Source organism: Corallococcus sp. CA047B (assembly GCF_003612065.1).
GTDB classification, from domain to species: domain Bacteria; phylum Myxococcota; class Myxococcia; order Myxococcales; family Myxococcaceae; genus Corallococcus; species Corallococcus praedator.
Window position 1 is genome coordinate 23,006 of sequence record NZ_RAWD01000073.1, and the last position, 8,690, is coordinate 31,695.

Sequence of the window (8,690 nt, forward strand, 5' to 3'; positions counted from 1 at the left end):
GCTGACCGCGGTGCTGCTCCTCGTGTGCGCGCAGCCGGCCTTCGCCGCGTCCCCCACTGGCTCGGGCGACAGCGACGACGCCGTCCCCAACGTGATGGCGGTGGAGCTGCACCTGCCCGAAGGCGTGGCCTCCGAGGGCCTTTCGGCGCTCGTCACCCTGCGCAAGGGACAGGCGCTGACGCCGGGCGCGGTGCGCAAGTCCGTGGAGCAGCTCTTCGCCACGGGGCGCTTCGCGGACGTGGTGGCCACCACGGAGGATGTGCCCGGCGGGGTGCGGCTCGTCTTCCAGCTCACGCCGCTGCCGCAGCTGGCCCAGGTGACGGTGCGGGGCAATGACGTGCTCACCACCGCGGAGCTGCTGGAGGCGAGCGGCCTGCTGGAGGGGGGCCCGTTGGATCCGGAGGAGCTGGACACGGCGGCGGCCTCCGTGCGCGAGGCCTACCAGCGCAAGGGCTATGACGCCGTCTCCGTCCAGGTGGAGGAGCAGCCGGTGCCCGCGGGCGGCGTGGCGGTGACGCTGGTGGTGGAGGAGGGCAAGCCCACCCGCGTGCGGCAGGTGACGTTCTCCGGCAGCCCCGCGCTGCCCCTGCCGCGCCTCGTGGAGGCGCTGGGGATGACGCCCGGTGAGGTCTTCGACCGGGCCCGGTTGGACCTGGGCCTGGAGCGGCTGCGGGTGCTCCTGCGCGAGGGCCGTCACTGGCGCGCGTGGGTGGGGCCTCCCATCATCGTTGTGGAGGACAGCGAGGCGTCCGTGGCGGTGCCGCTGGCGGCGGGGCCGGCCTTCCACCTGCGCTTCACGGGCAACCGCCACTTCCCGGCCACGCTGCTGGCGCGGGTGGTGGACTACGACGGCGAGGAGGCGCTGGACGAGTCCGTGGCGGCGCGGCTCGGGCGGCGGCTGGAGGCGTTCTACCGGCGGCGCGGCTTCCATGATGCGCGCGTGCGGGCGCTGGAGATGATCCGCCCGGACGGCGACGCGGCGGTGCTGGGCTTCCAGGTGGAGGAGGGGCCTCCCCTGCGGGTGACGGAGGTGCGCTTCCACGGCAACGTGGCCGTGTCGTCGGAGGCGCTGCGCGCGCAGCTCACCAACCACGTGGCGGTGGCGGAGACGTGGCCGGAGCTGGAGCTGCCCATGCGCGAGGACCCGCTGGAGACCGAGGGGCGCGGGCGCCGCCACGGGACGAGCGTGGTGTCTCCGCCGGACCCGTCCACGGTGTACGTGGAGGACCTGTGGCTGGAGGCCGTGGACGCGATGACGACGGCCTACCGCGAGCAGGGCTTCGCCTCCGCGCTGGTGACCTTTCGCGGCCTCACGGTGGACACGGTGCACCACACGGCGGAGGCGGACTTCGACGTGGAGGAGGGGCCCCGGGCGCTCTTGCGCGACACGGTCTTCGAGGGCCTGCCCCCGGAGGTGAACCCGTCGTGGGTGACGCTGCTGCTGCCCAAGGACATGCCGCTGAGCTTCGAGCGGGTGGAGCAGGCGCAGGCCGCGCTGGAGCGGGGGATGGGCCGCGAGGGCTACCTCTTCGCGCGCGTGAGCAACGCGGTGTCGGTGGACGGGGAGGGCACGTCCGCGCAGGTGGCGTTCCGCGTGGATGCCGGGCCCCGCGTGCACGTGGGGCAGGTGCTGCTCCAGGGGCTGAAGCGCTCGGATCCGGATGTGGTGCTGGCGCAGCTGGATTTGAAGCCCGGGTCCCCCCTGTCGGTGGAGGCGCTGGCGGATGCGCAGCGGCGCCTGTCGCGGCTGGGGCTGTTCCGGCAGGCGGAGATTTCGCTGGCGGACCCCAACCGGCGTGAGGCGTCCAAGGACGTGCTGGTGACGGTGCAGGAGCGCCCGCGCATCGACGGCGAGGTGTCCGGCGGCTACTTCCTCGTGGACGGTCCGCGCATCACGCTGGACACGGCGTGGCGCAACCTGGATGGCCGGGGCCTGAACCTGCTGGCGCGCGGCAAGGTGAACTACGCTGGCGCGAGCGCGGAGGCGCTGTCGTCCTCGCGCCTGCCCACCGGGTGCAGCACCGGCGAGCTGTCCGGCGAGGCGTGCGAGACCGACCTGGATGGCTTCAGCGGCCTGGGCGGACGCGGCAACCTGGCGCTGTCGCAGCCCCGGCTGTCCTTCGTGGCGCCGCAGGAGATTGGCGCCCGGTTGGACCTGATTGGCGAGCGCGTGCACCGGCCGTCCTACCTGTCCACCCGGTTCGCGGCGGTGGTGGGCGCGGACTGGGCGCTGGCGTCGTGGGTGAACGTGTCGCTCCAGTACGAACTGGAGAACAACCGGCTGCGCTCGCGCGCGGGCGTGCTGGAGCTGGTGAACCGCGCGGACCAGGAGCGGCTGCGCTACCCGTACGGTGACTTCGCGCTGCACTCGCTCCGGCCGTCGGCGACGTTGGACTTCCGGGATGATCCGGCCAACCCCCGGCGCGGCATGGTGCTCAGCACCAGCGCGGAGTTCATGCGCGGCATCAGCGTGCACCCCACGGACGTCGCGGGCAACCGCGTGCCGGAGTTCCCCATCGACGGCGTGAAGCTGTCGGGCAGCGTCAGCGCGTACGCGCCGCTGGGGCGCCGCGCGAGCGTGGCGGTGAGCGCGCGGGCGGGCACCATCGTGCCGCTGACGCAGGGCTCGCAGAACATCGGCTCCAAGCTGTTCTACCTGGGCGGTTCGTCCAGCTTGCGCGGCTTCCGCGAAGACGGCGTGCTGCCGCAGGACGTGCGCGAGGTGCTCCACCAGCGGCTGGCCGCGTGCCGCGCGGTGATTACGCCCGCGGGCTGCCCGGATGACCTGAAGGCGGTGCTCTCCGGCCAGGTGCCCGCGAGCCAGGGCGGTGAGCTCTACACGCTGGGCAAGGCGGAATTGCGCGTGCCCGCGGTGGCGGCGGTGGACCTGGGCCTGTTCTTCGAGGTGGGCAACCTGTGGCAGGACCGCACCCTCTTCGACGCGAAGGTGCTGCGCTACGCGGCGGGCGTGGGCCTGCGCTACGTGACGCCCGTGGGCCCGCTGGCCTTCGACGTGGGCTTCAACCTGGACCGCGACGAAGAGCTCAACGAAGCCCCCACGCAGTTCCACTTCAGCATCGGTACGTTCTGACCGGAGGCCCCTTGCGACCCGAACATCCGCGCCGTGGGATGGCTGGAGGGTGGGCCCTGCTGGGGCTGCTCGCGCTCGCGTGTCAGCACGGGCCGGATGCCTCCGCGAAGCCGCCGCGTCCCAAGTGGATGCCGCCGGAGGGCGCCTGTCCTCGCGGGGCGCAGCTCCAGATGGAGCGGCTGGGGCTGAAGATTGGAGATCGCATCCCGGTCATCGTGGACAGCATCCAGGACCACCCGGGCCCGGCCCGGTACAACTACAGCTTCGTCATCGCGCTGCCGCAGGGGGAAGGGGAGAAGCGGCTACCGGAGGCGCGCATCGGTGGGCGGCTCTTCGTGACGAAGCACCGCGTGTTCGGCCGGTATGACCGCATCTTCACGCCGGAGAGCGGGGCCACGTCGGTGCCCTTCTGCGGCGTGCTGCTGGACTCGCGCTGGGACCGGGATGGCGAAGGGCTCATCGCGTACCCCAGCCCCATGAAGGGCTTCTCCGTGGTGCAGGACAACACCGGCATCATCCAGGTGGTGGACCGCTACCCGTGAGGCCCGTGGGCTTTAGTCCACGTGCAGCGTGTAGCCCTGCTGGGTGCTGCCCAGCAGATCCTGGACGCCGAGCATGAAGGTGAAGTCGCCCGCGACCGTCGGCTTGCCGGAGAGGATGCCCTTCTGCGTGTCCAGGATGATGCCCGGCGGCAGCGCCCCGCTCTTGATGCTCCACGTGAACGAGTTGGTACCGCTGATCGTCTGGAAGACGTAGGCGTAGTCGGAGCCGACGCGACCGTCGGGCACGCCGCGCGAGAGCAGCTTGACGAACGCCGTGACGTCCGCGAGGGCGATGGAGAGCGTGCGGCTGGCGCTCTGGGGCGGCGTGTCGCTGTCCGTCACCACCACCGTGAAGGTCTGCAACCCCTCTTGTTCCGTGGTGCCCTCGAAGCCGCCGTTCGCCGCCAGCGTCAGCCCCGCCGGCAGCGACTGCTCCGGGACGAGGGCGAAGCGGTACGGTGCCTTGCCTCCGGTGGCGGAGACGGTCTCGGTGTAGGGATTCTTCCTGGGCGCGTCCGCGAGCGGCGCGGGCCCCGCGAGGCGCAGCACGGGCCGGACGCTCAGCCGCAGGCTGCCGCTGGCGCGCTTCACCGGGGTGCTCGCGTCGGTGACTTCCACCGGGAAGAAGACATCTCCCGCGCGCGAAGGCGTGCCGGTGAGCAGGCCCCCGGTCCCGAGCGAGAAGCCCGCCGGGAGCTGAGCAATGGCGTTGAACGTGTACGGAGGGGTTCCGCCCCGGGCCTGGAGCTGCTCCGCGTAGTAGACGGTTTCGGTGCCGCCCTGCAGGAGGTTGGACTCCAGCGAGAGCGCGGCGGTGCCCGCGTCCGGCGTCGTGCCTCCATCCGGTTGCGTGCCCGCATCGACGGTGCCGGCATCGACGGCGCCCGCGTCCGCATCGCCCGAATCCGGCGTCGTCCCGCCATCCTGCTCCGTCCCCGCGTCCTCGTCCTCCCCGGAGATGGGGGGGGCGCATTGACGGCCTTCGCCACAGGCCGGCAGGCACCGGTTCACATCGGTGAGGCAGTAGGTGCCCGTCGGACAGCCACCCGTTGCATCACACGTGGCGAACCGTGAGAGGTCGGGCGCGAACGTGCAGGATTGCACCGTGAGGAGGAAGGCGCTGATCAGCGCTGCCTGGAGCCTTCTCCTGGCGGGCGTCATGCTCGGTCCTGGCACCACGTTCGATGCACGGCGATGCGTCCTCATGGCCACTCCCAGATGAACGACACCGCGCCCCCGAGTCCGAGCAGCGCGCCCACGCCCATCAGCACGTTCGACGTGCGCGCCTGACGCCGGCCCGCATTCAGCCGTGAGGCGAAGCAGTTCGAGAAGTCCTCGCCGGCCGCGACGCACTCGCCCCCGTCCTTCGACACCCGGGACTCCGTGCTCCGCGCCGCGATTCCAAAGCCCACGCCCACCGCGAGCGCCACGCCACCCGCGCCCATCATCACCTTGGGCAGCAGGCGCGAACCCTTGGGTGAAGGCGCCTGTCGCGCGGTGGTCGTCGTGCTCAAGGGCGCCCAGGCCTCCTGCACCGCTTGCCGGGCCCGCGTGTCCGCCTCGCCCGGCGTCAGGGCCGGCGCCTCGAATTGCGCGCGCGTCTCCGTGCCGTGCGCATCCGTCACCGTGAGCGCCACGCTGCGCTTGCCACCCACGCCCAGCGCGACGCCGCGCACGAGCCTGCGTGCGCCCAGCGACACGGCCTGCGCGCTTCGGCACTCCGTGTTGCCACACGACGACAGCGACGCGCCGGAACCGCGCAGCCGCGCCACGGTGTCCTCGCGCGACTCCACACACGCATCCGGCAGGGCGGACACCGCGCGACGCGTGGCGTCCTCCAGCGCGCGGGCGTCGGCGGAAGGCAGCGCCACTCGCTCGAAGGGCATCAGCACCACGCGCGTGTCCGCGTCGCAGGCGACAGCGCCCTGCGCGAGCCAGAGCAGGAGGGAGGCGGCGGACGCGCTCATGGCACCAGCGATGCGTCGGCTTCGTCGGACGGCGGCGTGATGCCGAAGCTGGCCATGTAGCCCCGGTAGAAGCGCTGTCCGAAGGGCACGGAGAAGAGCTTGTCCCGGAAGGCATCCTCCACGGCGCCCCGGGCCGCCACGCTGGCGTCGGTCCAGGCCAGGCCCCCCGCGTCCACCACCTCCGCCGGGCGCGTGACGCTGAACGTGGCTTCGCGGCCCATGCCCCGCAGGTAGTAGCCCCGCCCCACCGGCAGCGACACCACCAGCGGACGCTCGCGCTCCTTGTGCAGCTCCACCACGCGGATGCCTCGCGCGTCCTCCACCCACAGCCGGCCCTCCAGGCCCGTGGGCACGAGCAGGTAGCCCAGCGACGCGGCGGTCCCCAGGTCCGTCAGCGCGAACGCGCGGTCCAGCGCGGGCGGCTGGATGAACACGCGCGGCTGCCCGCGCACATCGTCCAGGCCCTGGCTGGCGGCGGCCACGAAGGCCCGCAGCTCCGCGTAGTCCACGCGTCCGTCGCCGTTGACGTCGCCCGCGCCCGACAGCGCCGAGCGCACCATGTGGCTGAAGATGCCGGAGCGGATGGCGCTCCACTCATGGCTCTCCTGCTCCGACGACGTGGACAGCACCACGCCCACCTGCGGGAAGCGCTCCAGTTCGCGGCCGCCCAGCAGGCCCTTCACCGCGTCCGCGTACGCGGGGCCCACCGGCAGCGAGCCGCGCGAGTGCACGAAGAAGTACGAATCACACGCGTCCACGATGAGCTGGATGAAGGACGCCTTGCTGGGCGCGAGCACGCGCGAGAACAGCTCCGTGCGCGTCAGGGGCCCGTCCAGCAGGCTCACCGTGCCCTCTCCCGCGGCGCCGCGCTTGCCGTGGCCCACGAAGACGAAGGACAGCACCGGCACCTGTCCTTTGGCCCGGTCCTGGGCCATGCGGACGTTCAGGCGCGTGAGCGCATCCGCCAGCGAGGCGTGCGTGGGGGGCCGCGTCTTCGCGGCGAGCCCCGGGTGCAGCGCCTGTGTGTCGGCATCCAGCACGCTGAGCAGGACGACCTCGCGCGAGCGGGGCGCGAACAGCTCGTAGTACCGGGCGCCGTCGTCGTCGGCGTAGCGCAGCGGGGCCTGGGACTTCTCCGTGCCCGTGTTGCTGGCGACGATGAGCGCGTAGTGGACCTGTTCGGGCGCGGCGCTCGCGGCGGTTCCCACCAGGAGGAGCACACCCAGGGCCAGGGTCCTGTGGGAGGGCAATCGCATGGGGGAGATGGCGCGGTGCGCCGCAGGAAAGGATGCCACGGAAAACGTCCGACAATCCACTCGGGCCCGCTCGCGACAACATGCGGATGACGGGACCGCGACGGTCGCGGTAAGCCCTTGAGGGATGGAGTGGGATGACGACACGCTGCGCCGTTTTCGTGAGGGCTCTCCAGAGGTCCTGGCGGACGTGTATCGCGCGCACGCGGAGCCGCTCGCCCGCCTGCTCAAGGCGGCCGCATGGCGGGGGGCCTTCACCCGCTTGAGGAACGCGATGGAGCTGGAGAACACCCTGCTGGAGACCTTCGCTCGCGCCTTCGAGCCGCGCACGCGCGCGGCCTACAACGGCACGCGCCCCTATGCCCACTTCCTGATGGGCATCGCGCGCAACGTCCTCCTGGAACAGTCGCGCGAGCGGGAGCTGGTGGGCCGGGACGTGCCCTTCGAGGGCCTCACCGAGGCGTCGGGCGAGGATGGCGGGCTGGCGGAGGTGCTGGAGGACCGCGAGGTGGAGGGGCTGCTCGCGGTGTTCAAGGATGGACTGTCGCGTGAGGAACACCGGCTGTTCGAGCTGCGCTTCGGCGAGGGCGTGGCCCAGGAAGACGCGGCCACGGCGCTGGGCCTCACGCGCATCCAGGTGCGGCGGCGGGAGTTCGGGTTGAAGTCCAGGCTGCTCGGGTTCCTCCAGTCGAAGGGGTACCTGGAGGACCTGGAGACGCAGGGCTGGAGCTTCTTCAGGCGGGGTGCACGATGAGCGGCTGTGACGACCGTCGGGCGAAGCAGGCGATGGCCGCCCTCTTCGAGAAGGGCTCCGAGGGGCTGGACACGGCCGGCTTCGAACAACTGCGCGCGCACCTGGCGGCCTGCCCTTCATGCCAGGACACCTACGACCGGTTGTCCCGCGTGGAGTCCGCGCTGGAGCAGCGCGCGCTGCCCCGGTCCCGGAGCGCGCTCCTGGAGCAGGCGCTGTGGGCGCGGATGGAGAAGGCGGCCAGCCCCGCCCCGCGCACGGTGGTGGCGGAGCCCGCGCGCCGGTGGTTCACGTCCCCGTTTCTCGTGCCCTTGTCGCTGGGCGCGGCGGCGGCCATGGTGGCGCTGATGGTCGTGGTGCCTTCGCTCCAGCGCCCGGAGGAGACGGCGCCGGAGTGGCAGGCGCGCTCGGCGGCTCCGGGCGTGGGGGCCTGGGGCGTGCGGGCCTTCTGCATCGCGCCCGCGGGGGCGGTGGTGGCGGAGGCGCGGCCTGGCGGGACGCTGGCGTGCGCGGAGGGCCACGCGGTGCAGTTCAGCTACACCGCGCCGGAGCGCGCGCGCCTGTCGCTGGACGGCACGTCCGTGACGGGGGAGGCGCTGCACTTCTTCCCGCGCGAGGGTTCGGCCTCCGACGTCGCGGCCGGCGTGGATGTCACCCTGCCTTTCAGCACACCCGTCCAGGGCGGGTGGCTCACGGGCCCCGTGCTGGTGCGCGCGAACTTCACGGACGCGCAGGGCCGGACGGTCGCGGACACCCTGGTGACGCTCACGCCCGCAGCTCCCTGAAACGAACAACCCCTCCCCCGTGCGACCACGGGAGAGGGGCGGGGACTGCCGAGCTTTGTGGGGTCCGAAACGACGGACGCGGCGCGGCGGTCCACTTCCTTAGGTGCCGGCGGGACCGCATGGCGCGTCGAGGGGGTCCTCGGGCCGCGCACGCCATGCCCCGGCGATGGAGTTCGTGACGGTGACGCGGCATCTAGGACGCGTCCTGGAATCAGGTGTCGCGAGCCGGTTTCCGTGGATCGCGACGCCGCCGGATTCTTCTGAAGCGGCGGAATCCGGGGGCCTGGTCGGGCCGAGGGGG

At 72.3% G+C, this 8,690-nt stretch carries 7 protein-coding genes; 4 read left to right on the forward strand and 3 right to left on the reverse strand.

Features of this window, described 5'->3' with window-relative positions; all coding sequences use genetic code 11:
- Positions 1 to 10 precede the first annotated feature (10 nt).
- Both D7X74_RS14300 and D7X74_RS14305 read left to right on the forward strand, forming a co-directional pair.
- The gene (locus D7X74_RS14300) at positions 11 to 3,091 is read left to right on the forward strand and encodes a POTRA domain-containing protein (protein WP_233595446.1); all 3,081 of its coding nucleotides are present in this window, start codon (positions 11 to 13) and stop codon (positions 3,089 to 3,091) included.
- A gap of 38 nt (positions 3,092 to 3,129) precedes the next feature.
- Entirely contained in the window at positions 3,130 to 3,633 is a 504-nt protein-coding gene (locus tag D7X74_RS14305) for a hypothetical protein (RefSeq protein ID WP_120533508.1), read from the forward strand.
- Between the two features lie 12 nt (positions 3,634 to 3,645).
- Here D7X74_RS14305 and D7X74_RS14310 read toward each other — a convergent pair whose 3' ends face one another.
- Genes D7X74_RS14310 through D7X74_RS14320 form a run of 3 tightly spaced genes read right to left on the reverse strand, consistent with a single transcriptional unit; the run spans position 3,646 to position 6,895 of the window.
- Positions 3,646 to 4,794 (reverse strand): Ig domain-containing protein, encoded by a 1,149-nt coding sequence (locus D7X74_RS14310; protein WP_120533509.1) that lies wholly within the window; start codon positions 4,792 to 4,794, stop codon positions 3,646 to 3,648.
- Positions 4,795 to 4,835: 41 nt separating this feature from the next.
- Complete coding sequence (locus tag D7X74_RS14315; protein ID WP_120533510.1) at positions 4,836 to 5,600, reverse strand: hypothetical protein; 765 nt, start codon at positions 5,598 to 5,600, stop codon at positions 4,836 to 4,838.
- On the reverse strand, positions 5,597 to 6,895 hold the full coding sequence (locus D7X74_RS14320; protein ID WP_233602097.1) for a hypothetical protein: 1,299 nt from the start codon (positions 6,893 to 6,895) through the stop codon (positions 5,597 to 5,599). Before D7X74_RS14320 ends, D7X74_RS14315 begins: the two co-directional genes overlap by 4 nt.
- A gap of 85 nt (positions 6,896 to 6,980) precedes the next feature.
- Here D7X74_RS14320 and D7X74_RS14325 point away from each other — a divergent pair, with 85 nt between their 5' ends.
- Together D7X74_RS14325 and D7X74_RS14330 are read left to right on the forward strand one after the other, a co-directional pair.
- Positions 6,981 to 7,607 (forward strand): RNA polymerase sigma factor, encoded by a 627-nt coding sequence (locus tag D7X74_RS14325; protein WP_120533511.1) that lies wholly within the window; start codon positions 6,981 to 6,983, stop codon positions 7,605 to 7,607.
- The gene (locus D7X74_RS14330) at positions 7,604 to 8,389 is read left to right on the forward strand and encodes a hypothetical protein (RefSeq protein ID WP_120533512.1); all 786 of its coding nucleotides are present in this window, start codon (positions 7,604 to 7,606) and stop codon (positions 8,387 to 8,389) included. Before D7X74_RS14325 ends, D7X74_RS14330 begins: the two co-directional genes overlap by 4 nt.
- The last annotated feature ends 301 nt before the right edge of the window (positions 8,390 to 8,690 follow it).